Raw genomic sequence first — 17,515 nt, 5'->3', positions numbered from 1 at the left:
ACGATTGACGAAGCTTGCGCTTCATTCGTTTTTGTATTCCGTAGAATACGTTTTTGCCTCATCGTTCAGTTTTCAAAGTTCGTCCGCCGCCTTAGCGACTTTAATAGATTAACAGGTTGTTTTGTTTATGTCAACCATGCTTTTTAAAAATCTTTTCAGCCCCAACGAACCGTTTATAAAAGGCGTCTCGCTGGAACATTTATTAATATAACAACAAAATTCGACAAACACAAGCATTATTTCAAAAAAACTTTGCAAAGAGTTTAAATCCTCTTCGCAAAGTCTTTACCTTCTTAACATGGCGCCTACTGTAAACGCGATATTTGCTGGGCGTTCTGCTAACCGTCTCATCAAATACGTATACCAATCGACACCGTGCGGAACATAGATGACGACACGGTAGCCTTGTCGAACGAGCTCTTGTTGTCGCTTCGGTCGCATGCCTTGGAGCATTTGAAATTCAAACTGTGCTCGATCAATATTTTTCATTTGAGTAAAACGAATGATTTGTCGAATAATCTCTTCATCGTGTGTTGCAATCTGCGTGTAATTTCCATGGAGTAAATTAGTCTTTATTAACTGAAGGTATGTCTCATCCACCGTCTTCTTCGGTTGGATATAGGTTTCATCATCTCCGTCGTATGCTCCTTTAACGACACGTACTGTTGATTGAAGACGTTCTAAATCAAAGCGACTGCGGTATACATTTGCTTGTAGCGCAATTCCGACGTTTGGATAATGTTGATGTACGCGTTCAAATACTTGCACGATCGACTCAATCATCGTCGCTTCCTCCATATTGACGGTCACACGCATGTTTCTCTGATAGGCAATCTCTGCAATACGACTTAACTGTTGATAGGCGATATTCGAATCAATTCTTAACCCGATTGACGTTAGCTTTAAAGATACTTGTGCGTCGAGATCCTGTTCTTTGATTTGACCGATGACTTTGATACATTCGTTCGCAATGTCTACTGCGTCCTGTTCAGTCTCAATGAACTCGCCTAAACAATCCACAGTAGCGGCTCGCCCATCTTGATTAAATTGTTTGACCGTATCGATTGTCTCTTCTGCGCCCTGACCTCCGACGAATAACGTTCCACCAAGCGGCAACCCAACTTTTCTAGCGAATTTAATCAGCAACCTGTTCTCAGCTAAGTACTCAAATACAGGTCCAGTAATCTGCTGTAACATCTGAATCACCCTCTCTCTCCCCCCTTACCCTCTCCCAATAAAAAAAACGTCTTTCTTCTATAATATAAGAAAGACGCAGTTTGGATTAATGCAACCAGATGAAGTAACCGAGGAAACCGAGTGATAATACATACATGATCGGATGCACTTCTTTTGCTCGTCCTTTCGCGATCATCGTGACCGGATAGAAGAGGAAACCGAATGCAATCCCTGTTGCGATTGAATACGTTAACGGCATCATGATGACGGTCAAGAACGCGGGAACCGCATACTCGAATTTTTTCCAATCGATCTGGAGCAATGAAGCTGCCATCAGGACACCGACGATGATCAATGCAGGCGCTGTGACCGGTGCTGTGATGATTGCAAGTAATGGCGAGAAGAATAAAGCAAGACCGAAGAACAATGCTGTGACGATTGCCGTCATACCTGAACGACCACCTGCTGCGACCCCTGCACTGGATTCAACGTAAGAAACCGTTGTTGATGTTCCAAGAATCGAACCTGCTACCGTCGCTGTTGAGTCAGCGATCAATGCGCGACCAGCACGCGGTACTTTATTTTCTTTAATCAGACCAGCTTGGTTTGCTACTGCAACCAATGTACCTGCTGTATCGAAAAAATCAACGAAGAAGAAAGTCAAAATGACGATCATCATTTGAACCGTGAAGATTTCATCAAAGTGGAGGAATGCCTGTCCAAATGTTGGCGCGATACTCGGTGGTGCTGAAACGATCTCACCAAGGCTTGTTGGGACTGGAATCAAACCGAAGATCATTCCAGCAATCGCCGTCACGATCATTCCGAAAAAAATCGCCCCTTTGACACCACGCGTCATCAGGACCGCAGATACGACAAGACCAAATACCGCGAGAAGTGTTGTTCCTTTACTTAAATCACCGAGTGAGACGAGTGTCGCTTCATTCGCAACGACGAGACCACCTGTTTTTAAACCGATGAACGCGATGAACAATCCGATACCTGCTGCAACAGCCATTTTCAACGGCTCTGGAATTGCGTTGATGATGACCTCTCGAATACCTGAAGCCGTCAACACCATGAAAACAAGACCTGAAACGAGAACGCCTGAGAGTGCAGTTTGCCACGGAATACCCATTCCGATAACGACACTATAGGCGAAGAAAGCATTTAGTCCCATTCCTGGTGCAAGCGCAATTGGATAGTTCGCTAGTAATCCCATCGTAACGGAACCGATGATCGCGACGAGTGCTGTGGCACCGAAGACCGCTCCTGCATCCATGCCTGCTTCAGCTAATGTATTCGGATTGACGAATAAGATGTACGCCATGGCGAAGAATGTCGTCATGCCGGCGATGAACTCTGTACGCATGTTCGTACCGAGCCCATTGAAATCAAAGAAACGCGCAATCGCATTTTCTTTTGCTTTCGGTTGGTGTGGCTGTTTCAATTGTGTGCTCATGATTGCCTTCCTTCCAAATAAGCCGTCTCCTTAGAAAACAAAAAACGACCCTTACCTAAGCGGTAAAAGCCGTTTCAATAAGCGCACAATATTGCATGTGCGCCGTAGTAGGAACCTTTACGGTGTTCCTGTAGAGACTTCCGGGCCCTATCCCCAGAATTATACGGCATTATTTATGTTTTTTTAGTGGTATGAAAAATAAGAACAGACACATCGTAGCATGGTCAAATTCATCAGTCAACCATAAAAAACGAAATTTAACTACTTATTTTATCCGAACGTTCGGTTTTGAAAACGTTTTTTTGAAGGCTATTTCACGATTGTTAGAAATCCTCCCTATCACTGAGCGTATATACTTTTAAAGTAGTCGGATAATAGTCCCTCTCCTTTAAAGCAATCCTCTAAAATGTTCTGGATATGATGTAATTAATTTCCATTTGTTCCGTAAGTATTTGAGAGTGACCCGAGATAAGAATAAGCATAAATTGGTTCATCTGGACATAATTCATGAGCACGTCGTAAAATGGGTGCGACTTTTTCTTCCCACGGACCATATTCTCCAAATAAATGATACATTTTTATAGAGCGCTGGCGCTTGAGTATTGAACTATATAAGTACATCAGATGGTTTTATAGCAGAAGATTTAGCTTATTTATTGGCAATATAATCTATAGTTAAATATTTTGATTTAATATTTTAAAACTTAAATTCATTAAATAACTTAAAACAACTTAAAAAAAGATTAAAAAATTCATATTTATTTTAACTCCTCAATCTTTCAAATTACAATTCATTGTATTTCTCATTCACTCCAAAAGCCTTTTCTACAGGGTACTTCTCATCGTTTTTCATCATTTTTTGTTTTACCGCACTTAAAACATCAATTCCAGTTTCATTGGCAAATAACAAAGCATATGTAATTACATCTGCAAGTTCATCTTTCATCTTTCCTAAGTCCTTTTCAACTGCTTCTTCACTGGTCTTCCATTGAAAAAGTTCTAATAGTTCACTCGCTTCAAGCGATAATGAGAGTGCTAAATCTTTTGGATTATGGAATTGCTGCCAATCACGATCATTTCTAAATTTTAAAATCAACTTTGTTAACTGTTTTATTTCATTCATAGAATCCACCTTTTCAAATTAGTTCGAAATTTAAATATGCTTTGTCTCTACGTCTAAAAATCAAATGTACAAATCTCTTTCCCCTCTAATAAGCACTATACAATAAATATTCCAAACTAATTCAGATACAATGTTAGTTTCAATAAATAATTCAATACATTTATCTAAATATTACGTCACCATATAATATTTTTTCATTAGTAAATAATAGCGAAAATTATTTATTACAATTAAATATAATAAAAGCCAAAATAAGGTTTATATTATTATAATATCTTGATATTATTGTAAGTATATTTGAGGAATGAAATGCATTATAGGTTAAAACTCTCAACCTTAAAAAAGATAGTTTATTGAAAATAAAACAGAATTGAGGATGGACTTTTATGGCAACAACACTTAAGCCAATATTTTTTAAAGCTCAACAAACAAGTGGTTATCTTACTGAATTGGAGGATAACATAAAGAAATCTTTAAAAGCTGATGCAGATTTACTTTTAAATTATCCAACCATATATGTACATATTTGGCGAACTAGGAATAATTTACTGAACGGTACTTGGAGTATATACATTGGTGAGACAAATAACATTATATCTCGTACTAAAGAGCACTGGGCAGCTGCAAAAATTCCGGAAATCAGTAGAAAATCAGGGAATTGGCAACACCAGATGCTTGAAGCAGTCGATGATGAAGGCAATCCTAGTTTTCCAGTAGTATATTTTTTTGGTCATTCTCTATTCCATAAATCTTTAGCTCTCGATATCGAAAATAAACTAATAGATTTTTGCATGGCAATGGAAACTGCACATATTTATAACGGAAGAGGTAATCCACAAAATTTTTATTCTGGATATGATAATTTCGATACAATTTTCAGCATGATTTGGAGGGTTTTACGAAACGATAACTCAGAGTTATTTTTAACAGAGGCTTCTATTAAAAAATCGGCCATTTATAAGGCTTCACCTAACCATAAGCTTACTGAGGATCAAAAGGCAGCAAAACAGCTTATAATAGACCGGACTGTAGATTCGATAGTGAATCGTAAAAATAACCAATTAATTTTCGTAGAAGGTGAAGCTGGTACAGGTAAAACTGTATTAGCGAGTAGTACATTTTACGGCATTATCGATAACGAAATCTTAAAAGATTTAAATTTATCCTGTTACATGCTAATGAATCACGAAGAGCAAAGAAATGTCTATAAAAGTATGGCAAGAAAACTCGGCTATACAGAAGATATTGTAAAAGTACCCACTTCTTTTATTAAAGAACATTCGATTTTAGATGATCTATCAAATACATACATTCCAACAGACACTGTCGACATAGTTTTTATTGATGAAGCCCACTTACTTTGGAATCAAACAAATCAAGCTTTTGATTCTAAGTTTAAAGAGCCACAATTAGACGAAATTATGAAACGAGCTCGTGTGACTGTGATTATGTTTGATGAAAATCAAATCCTTCATAAAGGGCAAATTTCTACTGGGGATTATATTGACAAGAAAATACTACTAGCAAAATCACAAGGACCAAATCCATCGGCCGGTGAAAGTAATTACATCAGATTAGTTAATCAGTTAAGAATGAACTGTTCTATTGAAACAATGAAGTGGGTTGATGACTTATCCAAAAAACTCGAATTAAATGATTTAGTACTTAATTCAAAGTACAAAGATTCAAAAAATTATGAGATACGAGTATTCGATACACCAGCAGAACTTCACAATGCAATTAAACTAAGAGCATCAAGAGATGAAACACAACTATCACGTGTAATTGCCACTTATGATTGGAAGTATATTTTGAATACAAATGCACCTAGTTCTCAAAAATATTGGCAACTAGATATTGATGGATGGACCCTCCCATGGAATGAACAAAGATATCGGATAGATTTAAAGCATAAACTGAAAAACAGACAAAAACTTAGATACGCTGCACTGAACTGGGCAGAAAAAGATTATTCTATTGATGAAGCAGGATCAACATTTACAATACAAGGCTTCGATTTGGCATATTCAGGAGTTATACTCGGTCCGTCTATAAGATATGATAGGAAAACTAATATGATTGAATTTGATGAAAGCTTAAGAGCATGGAATAACATGACAGGTAATAGAACTTTACAGGACGGTTCCATATTAAATGTCACGAACACTATTTCAAAGCATGAATTAAGAGTACTTATGACGAGAGGTACAAAAGGTCTTTATATTTATGCATGTGATGCCAACTTAAGAAAAGCATTACGCAAAGCCATAAAAACTCTATAAATACTAATACTATAAAAATACGGCATAAGATCAATAAGTAACCTTATATAGATTAAATCCCTTATAATTTCCTCGCATAATGAGAACTAAATGGATTATCTCACAATATTAGACACGTATAAATCACCTTAATTAAGCTGTCAATATACTATACTTTATCGGTGTATCGGCAGCCTAATTTTTCTGTAATTCGTTCTTCATCATAGTCACTTAAATATTTTATAACACGCTTGCACACCTCATGATTTCTCAACAAATCAAATCTGACGTATAGAAATCCTCCATTTATTTTTTATTTGATTTTGAAATTATTAAGTGGAATGTACATTCTATCAATCTTTAAAACACTGTCCTGTTCGATCCCCTCAAATATTTGGGCGTCATCTGCGTATCGAATTACTCTACTGATCGACTTTATTTATTCCATTCCGTAATTGCTGTTGAGCAAAGTAATGACCTCAATCATGTGGTGATCAATGGACTTGCTTAGGTACTCCAGCATTCTTGCACTGGACTTTCAAGATTTTTTTATAATAGATCGATGTAAATATATAGCAGATTGATTTAACAAGTAGTACTCTTCCATTTCATATGATTCTTTACATCAAAACTGCTCTTTTTTTAACACTTCATAGCGACGCATATATTTGCGCATCGTTTGTTAATTTATACGAGGCGCTGATTTGATCCCTTTTCATGGATGAGTATAGTCCTGAATGAAATATCTTTATATTCATCTTTATCTTTGATACCAATCAACTCCACAACGCAAACTCCTTCATCAAAAAGCTTGGTGAGAATAAACTTATCTCAAACATTGGCATAGGTTTCTTCCTCAACGTCCGTGATGATTTGTTTTACTTCGTCATCAATAAACGTTATATTCACTCGCTTTTCTTCCTTCAAACTCTTGATTCGTCGCATTAGATTAGAAAGCTCTTCAATGAATTCTTCTTCTACCAAGTAGTTAAAAAACACTTTTAATATTGCGATGTTGTTATTGTTTCTTGTTCGAGTTGCTGACGATATTGAATACACCGTTTTATGTGTATGGCTCATACGTCTTTTACTTCTTCTACGCTTAACTCATCTTGCATAAAGTCTTTCCATCTCGACAAACGCCAAATACACATCTCGATATACTTTTCTCTGCTCCTCAAACTTGTTGATTCAGTTTAAAAACGTCCGACAGTTCCCTAATTTTATTCACAAAAAAGCCCCCTTTCATTCACAAATCTTGTGAACAAAAGAGAGATTCATTTTGAAATAGAGTTGTTAAGGGTGAAACAGACTTTTATTCACCTTTCTCCTTTAAATACCTCTTAAAACGCTAATATGACGGGCTTTACACCCATCACGTTTCTATAAAAAAACGTGGTATTAATTATTTACTCCCACTCAATCGTTGAAGGTGGTTTCGACGTCACATCGTACAGGACGCGGTTAACGTGCTGGACTTCGTTGACGAAAGTGGTGGTACACCTACATTTTAACGATGTGTTTTTAGACTTCTATATAATACGGACTACAATTATTAGTGTTATTTCTGTAATTCAATAGTATCAGGTAACTATATTAGCTTTCAACATTATCATATTAGAAAACCTGTAATGCTTACCATCGTCCTTGCTTCAGGAAGTCTAAAATATATATAAAAAAACCTTATAAATCATCGTGAATTGGAATGATAATACTGTAAAGCTGTGATGGCTTTTTTAGTCACATTAGTGCATTTAATGATATTTGGATCAAACATCATAACATTTACTCCGTTTGGATTTACAGTACTTTCAAACATAATTCCGTGATATCCAGCATTTTCTGTATCATTTAAACTTTTAATAAAATCTACTATGAATTGAGTTGGCAAGTAATCTAATTTGCTATCTCCACTTCTAACTGGTTTAGCAATTGCTTTTCCCATCTCTTTAAAAATTTTTATATTAACCGAAAAACGTGTCGGATCTTCAAATTCAAACACATCCAATTCTGATAGCTTTGTAAAGTCTATTACTTTTATTTCAGTACTTTCAGGTACGGAAAACTCTCCTATATAAACTACATCACCTATGCTAGGGCGAATCTCATTAATTACTGTATTGATTTCATCAGCTAAATATAAATGACTGATCCCTTCTGAGTTCGCTCTACCAGCAGTAGCATACTTAGATGGTGGTGCCCCCATCTTCGTAGTGGTTAATGGCTCCTCATTAGAAATTCTTCCTCTATACAAAAATCTATTATCTATGACTTTCCCTAATCTTTCCAAGTATTCTTTTAAAACTACATAATTGACGTGATTGTTGTGAAACCTATTATTGTGCTTAATATGGTTCACAAATCCTCCCCAGTCGTACCCTTTCAAAACAGAGTTTTCCTCTAAATATTTTTTAACCATCCACTGAGGTATTCCGACTTGAGTCGTCAGTAGTGAAATTTTATCTGGATATCTGTTTTTTAAAAGTTCATCTAAAAACTTATGAATCATATGAGAGTCAAAACTTCTATTAAATATATTCCACTCTTTTTCAAAATTATCTTTTATACTAATTAACTCATACTCCGGAAAATCATCTTGTTGTAATTCCTCTTTCTTTCTAAATACGCTTAATAACCCATTAAATTTTTCATCTAACCCTTCATCTTCTTCTAAATTATAAATATGAACATCAGAACTTCCACAAAAATCGCATTTTCCAGTCTTGTCATAACCTTTTATAAGATCCTTTAAAACTTTCGAAAGAAAGCAGTCTTCACAACAATTCATCTTCTTCCTCCAGGTTTAATAATTTATCCACAAGCTCTAGATGATGCATAATAGAAAGTTTTTTCAAAGTAGGTAATCCGGGATATGTACCTTCATAATAATGCTTTGAGAGCATTCTCATTGCATAGGTATCCATTAAACTATTACCATTAAACTCTTTTGTATACCAATCCATTAATTTATTTAAAGCTTCAGAGAATTTTCCTGCTGCATCGCTAGTATCTTTGTTTGAGTCTGAAACAAAATGCATTATCTCAATTTCATTATGTTTATTTGGGTACACAATATGTATTGCTACTGCATAAGGTGCAAAGCCTCCTTCTGCATAAGCAGATCCTACAACTGAATAATCCGAAAATCCTATGTACCCTTCTTCTTCAAAAAATAAGTGATCTACCGAAAATTCTTCACTCGGATTTTCAAGATAATCGGAGTTTCTAGACATCTTATTAAATTTATCGCTCATAGCCACTAAATTTTGATTTCTTAATTTTCTTCTCAGAGACATACTATACGGAATTACATTAATGTACGGAATTTTATCCTTGAAAATCTCGCTATAATTTTGATCCAGACTTTCACTACTATGAATAATCGCAAAATTTTCATAGTTAAATGGGTATTCCTCTAACAACGCTTCTATTTCTATTTTCGATTTTTTATTTAAGTAATGTCCTACTCTAACAAATTCATTTTCTGATATCATTCTTTGATACTCTTTCTTTGTGCTTGGTATTTCAATTTCATCTTTAAACGAACCTATTTTTGGATTTGTAATAAATACAATAGGACTTTGCTTCTCAAAAAAAATAGATAGCAAAGAAATTAAAGTAGAACTAAATTTGATTGGTTCTATAATAGGAACAATCTTTTTACTTATTAAATTTCTCTCCTTGAGTTCTCGTAAAGCTATTAAATCATACTGACGACCACGAATAATTGGAAAATACATTTTTTCCCCTCCGTTATTTCTTTGAAATTTTAAAAAAACTATTACTGTTTAAATTTGACACATATACTAACCAACGTATGGGTAGTGGGATATTTTTATACACTAAATTGTTAGTTACGATAATACGCTTCTTTAACTGTTCAAAAACTAACTCTTGTGCCTTTAAAATTTCAATAGTTTCAAACCACTTCATCGATTCTTTAAAATACTCAACTTGCTTGACATTCGGTAATTTTTTAAAAACATTTAGTAATATGTTTTCATATTCTCTCTTCCTCAAAACTTTGAAAAGATTCTCATGATTTAAGTTCTCTCTAAAAACTTCAGCTTTTTTACGAACACTCAAAGTATCATGTTGTGTTAATACTATGATACCAATATAAGGAATGATTTCCTTTAAATTTTTATAAACTGGGTAATAATTTTTTTCTGTTGTCACAACATATAATTCACTAAAAACAGTAGAATAGTCTAATAATTGTTGTGACAATCTCTCTAAATTGTCTAGATCTGTTTTTATCTCATAGACTATACATTTTTTTTTATTTATCAAAACAAAATCTGCTTTTGATGATTTGATTATAACTTCTTCAAATGCTCCCGTAGTACTCAAGCTATATTTACCCATTACTATTTTATTAAATAAAGTATTTTTGAAGAAATATTCATTTCTATACTTTTGTTTTAAAATATCATAATTTTCATTCATTTCTTCCTCGAATGAATTAAAATTAAAATTTTCATCATCTATTTTTACTTTCAAATTTTTTCTAGTGAAAAATTTACCTGCATTATTAATATTCATTATCCTACTCACACTTTCTATACTTCTTGTTTTTCTTTCTAAGCTTTGTTTAGGTTTTTTTCGGGATATATTAGTTATACAATCATATGTCCAAAAAAAAACCTTTTATCAGTAAAATATCTATGTTATAAAACTTTAATTTTATTCTTTAAATTCTGCTCACGGGCATGTATGATAGTTCAGTCAAAAACATCTCTATAGATCGGTTTTTAAGTACTTTGCGCACGCGAATAATATTAATTAAAAGATTGCGCGGATAAAAGTGCCATCACATATACTCATACTTAACATAAACAAATTGGTCATAAACTCCCCCTACTACCGGGCCAAGTATAATTAAGAATTAATTCTTAAGCCCTTCTCGCTCAAGTAATCTATAAATAGTACCCGTTCCTACTCTGAAAGTTGTACGAATATCGTTTATTGATTTCCCTTTCTTATAGGCAGCTATAATAGCTTTCATTCTCTGCTCTTCTTTTCCACCTTCAACTAATTTAGTTTTTCTACCTCTGTATTTACCTTTACTTTTAGCTATCTCTATCCCTTCCTTTTGACGTTGTTTGTTCATCTTCCGTTCAAACTGTGCTAAACCAGAAAAAATAGTAAACAATAATTCGCTCATTGGATTATCATCAGACAAGTCCAACCAACTATCAGTAACAGACTTAAGCTTTGCTCCTTTTTCTTTTATCAGTTCCACTATGGTTAATAAGTCTTTTGTCGAACGAGATAAGCGGCTTATTTCATGAACAATTATCATGTCGCCTATATTAAGACCTTCTAACATCTCATTTAGTTTCGGACGTTCCATTGAAGCACCGCTAACTTTTTCAATATAAAACTCTGTACATCCGTTATCACTTAAAGATTCCTTTTGTCTTGCAATGTTTTGACCTTCACTACTTACTCTGATATATCCAATAGTTCTCACAATATTAACCTCCAAGGTAGCAGTTATAGTTTAATTTTACTCATTATTAACGGTAACAGTCAAACGGTAAGATAGATTATAAAGAAAACCCTTGATACTAAAGGGTTTCTGTTTTCTTATATTGGTTACCGTTTAAGTGTAGTCTAAAGATAAAATCAGTTCTTTTTTCTTTTTAATTTTTTTCAGCTTATAAAATTAGATGCCACTATAAAGTTTAAGTTAATGTGCACAACTTGAAATATATAATTTACTCATTAATAAGTTAATTACTCAAAGCTTTTATACGATCAAAATATGTTGAATTGAAGCACAACGAAAAATATTCATTATGTAATTTATTTTCACACTTGTAGTAATTAAATTTATTTTATTGAGGTGAAATCTCTATGACGATATACTATATATATCATTATTTTGTATAATTATACTAATATTTGTTGTTAGCAAAGGATTGCATACTTAAACGGCTTAACATAGACTATTTCGTTTACCTATTACGAGAAGTAAAGGATGATAAAGAAATGATCAAACACCTAGAAAAATTAAGAGGTTTTAATAGTATGGAACAGATTACAAACTACATCGAAAAAATTTACTCTAATACTGAAAATCTATATATACCAGCTATTTTAAGTGAAGGTGACTTTATAAAAGGAATTGAAGCCGATTTTTATGTAAAACTAGTCTTAAAACACAAGGATATATCTATAGATAAAACGTGGTTAACCTCTAATTTAAGCTTTTCGCTTCCAACTCCAGATAACATTCATAATATTACTCCATCCCAATTAAACGAGTTATTTATTCATAATGTAATTGTTTATAAAAACTATAAAAATTCAAGTGTATACCAAGTTAATCCATTTTTCACTGTAACTGAATTATATTCAGAAAATGACATTAAGCAATTTAAATATGTTGAAGCTTATTTTGATGAAGAATATCAAAATGAAAAAGGCAGTCTAGTTTTAAACTATCAAAAAGAAAACAATAGTGAACATTTAGGTATATTAAAAAATTTCTTAGCTGAATTTATTATTCATGACGAACAAAAGTATGAACATGTCTATGAACTGGTAGCTGAATTTGAGTATAGGAATAAAAATCATTCCAAGTTGCTCGAGAATCAAAAAAATTCAGATTCTATGTATCTAGAGTATTCTCATAATGAAAAATACGGACTATATCTCCGAGGAAGTATGACAGTACCTTTTTCATTCAGTAAGACTAATGCAAGATCTATAAAAGTTATTGATCTTGGTACGGGTAAAGCTAGAAATCATAATCCGAACCATTACAACGGCGATATTGAAGAAGGATTTGTAGTTTTTTCTGATGAAGTAATTAAGTTATTAAAACAAGACTATTTCTTTTACGATATTGAAATGATTGAAAAGAAACAACTAGATAATTCTGTTCTAGTTGATTACTTTGGTGAGAGAGTAGTATTTTGGGAAGCAGAATACAATAAATTACCCACTACTTTAAAAGATAAAATTGATACATACAATATCGTACCTAACGACAACAATTATATAAGCAAAGCAATGTTTTCTATGCAGCTAGATGTTTCTATAAATTGGGTAAATGATTTAGAACCCGATAAAAAACTTGCATATGCTATAAAAAATCATATGTTTTTAAGAGCCATTGATATGGATCTAAACTTTGTATATCCGCAAAATGAAGAAGAACTACAAATATTTATTAGTTCTATTGAAAAACTTACTCAAATTACATTGGAGGAATTCAATTCAAAAACTGAAGATGTTCAAAATTTATTGAGAATAAGAAATAATAATCAAAGTTCTCTTTCTGAAGTTCATTTAAAGAGTCTATATTTAAAATACTGTTTCGCTGTATATAACAAATATAAGGAGAAGTTTGAATGGATTTGAATTTTCTTGTAGGTTCTAATGGTTCTGGAAAAACCTTCGCTTTAAAACAATTTTTTGAAGAAAACAGCCATTCTGTATTTATTAATGAAGAAGGACATCCTAGTTTTAAAATAACCAAGCCTAGTGTACGAATTGATTTTGAAAGCAAAATATATTCCTTTCAAGATGAGTCTCGAAGAGGGGAACAATCGGTAGAACCTCAACAAGAAGAAATTAACGCTGACTTCTTACCTTTATTACAGGAAATTTTAAAATTAAAAAGCAAATTAAGTTTGATTACTTTAAAGTCTAAGGGACAAGAAAAATTTTCAAATTTATTAAACATATTCACTGAATATAATTTTAATAACGTAAAATGTATATGCTTTGATGAACCTGAGAATTTTTTAGATGAAGACTATATAAAAGAAATTTCTCGAATAATTGTTATGTTGTCTAAAATAGGTCTAAAGGTTAAAGTAGCAACACATAGTACGCGTATTTTGATCGAGTGTAACGCGACAATGAACAAAATTTTTATCGTTAACAGATTTGGAAATCATCATATTAACTTCGAAGGTATACGAGAAATGATGAGAGAAACCACAACTGATATTAGGTCATTTGAAAGTCGTGATTTCACTATAGGATCAACAATGCTAAATAAATTAAATGCTTATCAAAATGAGGAATACTTGGGAGTTCTTGTTTCTCAATTAATAGAAAGTGAAGAGTTTTTCAGATGCTTGTTTAATAAAACTATTGTACTTGTAGAAGGTGCATCTGAAATAATAGCTCTAAATACTATAAAAAATAGATTTGCAACATCTACACAAGTTTTTACTGCGCATGGAAAAGTATACATGCCGTTTTTTGCTAGGCTACTAACCTATCTAGGAAAAGAAGTGATTGTAGTAATCGATACAGACAATGCCAGACATCCACAATTACCAAGAGCGATTACTGCTTATTTTAATAACGAAAAAGAAGTAAACAATTTAAATCTAGTTTTACATGATCCAGACTTAGAAAGCTTTTATGACATTCCTTGGAGTGAAATTTCTGCTAGAGTCGGTTACACGACTGTGGGGGGTGATCCTTACCTAACTGGTGAATTAAAATCAATAGCATCAATGCTTTTTTTCAATATTAATACCAATCAAGATAGATTGTTTGAAACAATGCAGCAATCTTCTTCACCAGAAGATGACTCATACGATTTTATTTAATTTGAGTTAGATAGTTCAAATTTTTAATTCTTAATAAAAAACTTCTCTATAAACGAGAAGTTTTTTATTTTAATTTTAAATAATTTAAAAGACTAGTAGTATTTCCAATCTTAAAAACTTCTTCTTGTTCTAGACCTTTTAGATACTTAGAAGTGATCTGAGTATCAAAATGCCCCATCAATCTACTAAGACTATAAATGTCTATTCCGTTTCTTAATTGTTTTTGCGCATAATAGTCCCTGCAATCGTGTGGACTACAACGTACTTCTTTCCTCACTCCTACTCTTTTACAATGCTCTTTCAGTATCTGGTTAATCCTCGATCTCGATAACCGTTCAGCGCTTTGTTCTAGAAAATAATACTCTCCTATCTCATCATCAGGTCTATGGTTAAATCGTTCTTTCTTAATTGCTTCAAACTTGCGCATGTATTTTCGCATGAGCTTCGAAATGTAGATAAGACGTTGTTTTGAACCTTTTCCATGAATAAGAATATGCTTTCTAGAAACATCGTTTGTTTTAATATTACAAAGTTCACTCACTCTTATTCCACTATCAAACAGAAAAATTAAAATGAGCTTATCTTTGATATTTGAGTACGTGTTTTCTTTTACATCGTTTAATATTCGGCTCACCTCTTCATCGTTGAATGTCACGATCACTTTCTTAACTTCTTTTAAGTTTTTGATTCTACGCATTGGATTTTCATGCTCACTTAAATACTCTTCTTCAACTAATGAATTAAAGAATACCCTTAGAGTGGCTATACTAACGTTTATCGTGCTGTTGATTTCTTTCCCAGTACCTTGACATACTTGAATGTAGCTTTTGATGTGAGCGGGTCTCACGCCCTCTAAATCAACTATTTGAAATTCTGTTTCTACATATGTTCTCCATCGTGTCAGTCTTGTGGTACAAAGACTAATATAAAAATGCTTTTTCCCTTCAATTCTTTGATTTAGCTGAAAATCATCAATCAGTTCAATTAATTTGACCATCAAAAAAACCCCCTTCTATTTGCAAAACAACACAAATAAAAGAGAGTATTTTTAGAAGTCAATAGTCGTAGGTGATAGGAATTAAAATCAACTTACAGCTTCAAAACCATTGGTATAAAAGGGTTTGTAGCTAATTACTAATCTTAATTTCTGAAATCATTCCCACTCAATCGTTGACGGTGGTTTCGACGTCACATCGTACAGGACGCGGTTAACGTTCTGGACTTCGTTGACGATCCGGACCGAGATCTTCTCAAGCACGTCCCATGGGATACGTGCCCAGTCTGATGTCATCCCGTCAATGGACGTGACGGCGCGGATTCCGACGGCATAGTCGTATGTCCGCTCATCACCCATGACACCAACCGAACGGATCGGAGGAAGGACTGTGAAGTACTGCCAGATTTCGCGCTCGAGTCCAGCTTTTTTAATCTCATCACGAAGAATGAAATCAGATTCGCGAACGATTTCGAGTTTCTCATCTGTGATTTCACCAAGGACACGAATCCCGAGACCTGGTCCCGGGAACGGCTGACGCCAAACGATTTCATCTGAAAGACCGAGTTCTTTCCCGAGTTCACGGACTTCATCCTTGAACAACGTATTGATCGGCTCAATCAATTCAAACTGCATGTCTTCCGGCAATCCACCGACATTGTGGTGTGATTTGATTGTTTGTGCCGTATCCGTACCACTCTCGATGATATCCGTGTAGAGCGTACCTTGGGCAAGGAAGTCCATGTCCGTTAGTTTTGAAGCTTCTTCATCAAAGACGTAAACGAACTCGTTTCCGATGATTTTACGTTTTTGCTCAGGATCCGAAATACCACGGAGTTTGTTGAGGAAACGATCCTGTGCATCAATCTTGATGACGTTCATGTGGAAGTGATCCGCGAACGTCTTCATGACGCTCTCTGCTTCTCCCTTACGAAGTAAACCATGATCGACGAACATACATGTCAATTGATCGCCGATTGCTTTGTGAATCAAAGCTGCGACGACAGACGAGTCGACACCACCTGAAAGGGCACAGAGAACTTTTTTATCGCCGACTTGTTCTTGGATCTTCGCTACTTCGATTTCGATGAAGTTCTCCATTGACCAGTCGCCCGTACATTTACAGACTTCAAAGAGGAAGTTCTTGAGCAATTCTTTCCCGAAGACCGTATGGTTTACTTCTGGGTGATACTGCACACCGTACATGTTCAACTCTTCGTTTTTGATCGAAGCGATTGGACATGACACATTCGTTCCATCGACGACAAATCCGTTTGGTACAGATGTGACAAGGTCGCTGTGGCTCATCCAAACTGTTTGTTCGAGCGGCAGGTTTACATACATCGGTGACGGGTCTTGTAACGTCAATGTGGCTTTTCCATATTCACGATGTCCCGCACGTTCCACTGTTCCGCCGAAATGTTGTGACATGAGCTGCATGCCGTAACAGATCCCGAAGATTGGAATACCAAGGTCGAAAATTTCTGGATCACACCGGTACGCATCCTCTGCGTAGACGCTACGTGGGCCACCTGAGAAGATGATACCAGCAGGTGCGATTTCTTTTACTTCTGCTGCAGTGATTTTATGCGAATGCAATTCACTATAGACACCAAGGTCCCGAATACGACGTGTGATCAATTGATTGTACTGTCCTCCAAAATCGAGGACGAGAATCATTTCCTGGTCCAAATGTGCTTCCAAATCTGTTCCCGCCTTTCTGATTTCATGCGTACCCTATGAAAAAAGCCCACTCTTCGCCCATAGATAAAATGGAAAAAGAGCAGGCCGCTTCACAAAAAAATGTATACGAAGGGTCTGCTCCTTCATAGTCAGGTCGTTTAAGGTGACCCGGTAGAGACTCTCGCGCCATATTCGCGAGTATATACAAAGGAGATTGCATGTGTGTGATTTACG

General features: G+C 34.6%; 13 protein-coding genes, 1 pseudogene and 2 riboswitches. Of the genes and pseudogenes, 3 read left to right on the top strand and 11 right to left on the bottom strand.

From position 1 onward, the window contains the following. Positions 1-285 precede the first annotated feature (285 nt). The 3 genes from ADM98_RS05505 to ADM98_RS05495 all read right to left on the bottom strand — a co-directional run bounded on the left by ADM98_RS05505 (position 286) and on the right by ADM98_RS05495 (position 3,761). Entirely contained in the window at positions 286-1,197 is a 912-nt protein-coding gene (locus tag ADM98_RS05505; RefSeq protein ID WP_053452615.1) for a proline dehydrogenase family protein, read from the bottom strand. Between the two features lie 85 nt (positions 1,198-1,282). Continuing rightward, complete coding sequence (locus ADM98_RS05500) at positions 1,283-2,587, bottom strand: NCS2 family permease (protein ID WP_200904887.1); 1,305 nt, start codon at positions 2,585-2,587, stop codon at positions 1,283-1,285. A 136-nt stretch (positions 2,588-2,723) separates the two neighbouring features. Next, positions 2,724-2,825: riboswitch (purine riboswitch) on the bottom strand. A gap of 597 nt (positions 2,826-3,422) precedes the next feature. Beyond that, complete coding sequence (locus tag ADM98_RS05495; protein ID WP_053452606.1) at positions 3,423-3,761, bottom strand: nucleotide pyrophosphohydrolase; 339 nt, start codon at positions 3,759-3,761, stop codon at positions 3,423-3,425. A 386-nt stretch (positions 3,762-4,147) separates the two neighbouring features. On the opposite strand from ADM98_RS05495, the gene ADM98_RS05490 reads away from it, so the two are divergent. Continuing rightward, a complete protein-coding gene (locus ADM98_RS05490; protein WP_053452605.1) occupies positions 4,148-6,043 on the top strand; it encodes a DNA/RNA helicase domain-containing protein in 1,896 nt (631 codons plus the stop codon). A gap of 810 nt (positions 6,044-6,853) precedes the next feature. Here the strand turns inward: ADM98_RS05490 and ADM98_RS17540 are convergent. The 6 genes and pseudogenes from ADM98_RS17540 to ADM98_RS05465 all read right to left on the bottom strand — a co-directional run bounded on the left by ADM98_RS17540 (position 6,854) and on the right by ADM98_RS05465 (position 11,498). Beyond that, positions 6,854-7,102 carry a hypothetical protein gene (locus tag ADM98_RS17540; protein ID WP_053452604.1) on the bottom strand — a complete coding sequence of 83 codons (249 nt, stop codon included), beginning with the start codon at positions 7,100-7,102 and terminating at the stop codon, positions 6,854-6,856. A gap of 329 nt (positions 7,103-7,431) precedes the next feature. Beyond that, positions 7,432-7,518 (bottom strand): annotated as a pseudogene (locus tag ADM98_RS17115) (GMP synthase (glutamine-hydrolyzing)); the annotation flags it as partial. A gap of 194 nt (positions 7,519-7,712) precedes the next feature. Then, positions 7,713-8,810 (bottom strand): RES family NAD+ phosphorylase, encoded by a 1,098-nt coding sequence (locus ADM98_RS05480; protein ID WP_053452603.1) that lies wholly within the window; start codon positions 8,808-8,810, stop codon positions 7,713-7,715. Then, on the bottom strand, positions 8,797-9,762 hold the full coding sequence (locus ADM98_RS05475; protein ID WP_053452602.1) for a sce7725 family protein: 966 nt from the start codon (positions 9,760-9,762) through the stop codon (positions 8,797-8,799). The genes ADM98_RS05480 and ADM98_RS05475 overlap by 14 nt, the downstream gene beginning before the upstream one ends. 13 nt (positions 9,763-9,775) lie before the next feature. Beyond that, positions 9,776-10,567: a sce7726 family protein gene (locus ADM98_RS05470; RefSeq protein WP_152910956.1), complete on the bottom strand. Its 792-nt coding sequence runs from the start codon at positions 10,565-10,567 to the stop codon at positions 9,776-9,778. Positions 10,568-10,910: 343 nt separating this feature from the next. Continuing rightward, positions 10,911-11,498, bottom strand: a complete 588-nt coding sequence (locus tag ADM98_RS05465; RefSeq protein ID WP_053452600.1) for a recombinase family protein — start codon at positions 11,496-11,498, stop codon at positions 10,911-10,913. 521 nt (positions 11,499-12,019) lie between these two features. On the opposite strand from ADM98_RS05465, the gene ADM98_RS05460 reads away from it, so the two are divergent. Continuing rightward, positions 12,020-13,396, top strand: a complete 1,377-nt coding sequence (locus tag ADM98_RS05460; protein ID WP_053452599.1) for a hypothetical protein — start codon at positions 12,020-12,022, stop codon at positions 13,394-13,396. Next, on the top strand, positions 13,387-14,604 hold the full coding sequence (locus ADM98_RS05455; protein ID WP_053452598.1) for a TOPRIM nucleotidyl transferase/hydrolase domain-containing protein: 1,218 nt from the start codon (positions 13,387-13,389) through the stop codon (positions 14,602-14,604). The genes ADM98_RS05460 and ADM98_RS05455 overlap by 10 nt, the downstream gene beginning before the upstream one ends. 64 nt (positions 14,605-14,668) lie before the next feature. Here the strand turns inward: ADM98_RS05455 and ADM98_RS05450 are convergent, their stop codons facing one another. Next, positions 14,669-15,601, bottom strand: coding sequence for a tyrosine-type recombinase/integrase (locus tag ADM98_RS05450; RefSeq protein ID WP_053452597.1), 933 nt, complete (start codon positions 15,599-15,601; stop codon positions 14,669-14,671). A gap of 156 nt (positions 15,602-15,757) precedes the next feature. Further along, the gene (gene guaA / locus ADM98_RS05445) at positions 15,758-17,278 is read right to left on the bottom strand and encodes a glutamine-hydrolyzing GMP synthase (protein ID WP_053452614.1); all 1,521 of its coding nucleotides are present in this window, start codon (positions 17,276-17,278) and stop codon (positions 15,758-15,760) included. Positions 17,279-17,407: 129 nt separating this feature from the next. After that, a riboswitch (purine riboswitch) is annotated at positions 17,408-17,509 on the bottom strand. Between the last annotated feature and the right edge of the window lie 6 nt (positions 17,510-17,515).

This window comes from Exiguobacterium sp. BMC-KP, from assembly GCF_001275385.1.
In the GTDB taxonomy this organism is placed as follows: Bacteria; Bacillota; Bacilli; order Exiguobacteriales; family Exiguobacteriaceae; genus Exiguobacterium_A.
This window is presented reverse-complemented; position numbering and strand designations above follow the sequence as displayed.